This is a genomic window from Frateuria defendens (assembly GCF_001182895.1).
GTDB classification, from domain to species: Bacteria; Pseudomonadota; Gammaproteobacteria; order Xanthomonadales; family Rhodanobacteraceae; genus Frateuria_B; species Frateuria_B defendens.
The window spans coordinates 1-1,452 of sequence record NZ_LFQR01000249.1; the positions used below are offsets into that span (position 1 = coordinate 1).

Annotated in this window: 1 protein-coding gene; it reads left to right on the forward strand. The window is 70.5% G+C overall.

What is annotated here, in order from left to right; genetic code table 11:
- Position 1: 1 nt before the first annotated feature.
- The gene (gene aceF / locus ACH65_RS18150) at positions 2–1,276 is read left to right on the forward strand and encodes a dihydrolipoyllysine-residue acetyltransferase (RefSeq protein WP_082190408.1); all 1,275 of its coding nucleotides are present in this window, start codon (positions 2–4) and stop codon (positions 1,274–1,276) included.
- Positions 1,277–1,452: the final 176 nt, after the last annotated feature.

A 1,452-nucleotide genomic window follows, 5' to 3' on the forward strand; every position in this document is an offset into this window, starting at 1 on the left:
GATCGAGGTGCTGGTGAAGGTGGGCGACACCATTGCCAAGGACCAGAGCCTGGTCACGCTGGAGTCGGACAAGGCCACCATGGAAGTGCCGGCGCCCTTCGCCGGCGTGATCCGCGAACTCAAGGTCAAGGTAGGCGACGAGCTTTCCGAGGGCGACGTGATCGCCATCGTGGACGCCGCCGGCGAGGCCGCCGCCCCGGCGCCTGCGCCGGCTCCCGCCGCCGCCCCGGCCGCGCCGCCGGTGGCCGAGAAGCCTGCGCCGATCGCCGCCCGCGGCGTGCTGCCGGGCAACGCGCCCGAGGGCGACGTGCCGCCGACGGCGCGCCCGCCCTTCGACGCCAAGATCGTGATGCCGGGCGACGTGCCCTACGCCAGCCCCGCGGTGCGCGCCTTCGCGCGCGAGCTGGGCGTGGACATCCAGCAGGTCAAGGGCAGCGCCCGCGGCGGGCGCATCGTGCGCGAGGACGTGGCCGCCTACGTCAAGCACGCACTGGCCTCGGGCGCGCGCCCGGTCGGCGGCGCGCCGGTGCCGGCGGGCGGCGGGCTCAACCTGCTGCCGTGGCCGAAGGTGGATTTCGCCAAGTTCGGCGAGATCGAGGAGAAGCCGCTCTCGCGCATCCAGAAGATCTCCGGCGCTAACTTGGCGCGCAACTGGGCGATGATCCCGCACGTCACCCAGCACGAGGAGGCCGACATCACCGAGCTGGAGGCGTTCCGCAAGCAGCTCGGCGCGGAGAACAAGGAGCTCAAGCTCACCCCGCTGGTGTTCCAGATGAAGGCGGTGGTGGCGGCGCTGAAGGCGTTCCCGCAGTTCAACGCCTCGCTCGACGCCTCGGGCGAGAAGCTGATCCTCAAGAAGTACTTCCACATCGGCATCGCGGTGGACACGCCCGACGGCCTGGTGGTGCCGGTGATCCGCGACGTGGACAAGAAGGGCCTGCTGGATCTCGCCCGCGAGCTGGGCGAGATCTCCAGGAAGGCGCGCGAGAAGAAGCTCGGCCCGAACGAGATGTCCGGCGGCTGCTTCTCCATCTCCTCGCTGGGCGGCATCGGCGGCACGGCGTTCACGCCGATCGTCAACGCGCCGGAGGTGGCCATCCTCGGCGTCTCCAAGGCGGCCATCAAGCCGGTGTGGAACGGCAAGGAGTTCGCGCCGCGGCTGCTGCTGCCGCTGTCGCTCTCCTACGACCATCGCGTGATCGACGGCGCGCTCGCGGCGCGCTTCGCGGTCTTCCTCGCCAACCAGCTCGGCGACATCCGCCGCCTGCTGCTCTGACCCGTCTCGCCCTCTCCCCGCCGGGAGAGGGCAGGGTGAGAGGCGGGTGCTGGCGACGCGCCCGCGTGGCGAACAAGCAATACTCAAGGATTCCCCCATGGCAAACACCATCGAAGTGAAGGTCCCCGACATCGGCGGCCACGACAACGTGCCGGTGATCGAGGTGCTGGTGAAGG